Genomic DNA, 228 nt, shown 5'->3' with positions numbered 1-228 from the left:
GAATTGGTAGACGCGCTAGCTTCAGGTGCTAGTGTCCGCAAGGACGTGAGAGTTCAAGTCTCTCCCTCCGCACCAATCTCTGAGGTGAACACGAAAGAAATAACGGTAAAATTATTTCTTTCTTGAATAGCACAATACTTTGTGACATTCTGCAGGGCTATCGCCAAGCGGTAAGGCAACGGGTTTTGATCCCGTCATCCCCTGGTTCGAATCCAGGTAGCCCTGCCA

At 49.1% G+C, this 228-nt stretch carries 1 tRNA gene; it reads left to right on the top strand.

The window, feature by feature from the left end:
* Window positions 1–153: 153 nt before the first annotated feature.
* Window positions 154–228 (top strand) — tRNA-Gln (locus ACYP03_RS28475).

Source organism: Photobacterium sp. R1 (assembly GCF_054600795.1).
This window is presented reverse-complemented; position numbering and strand designations above follow the sequence as displayed.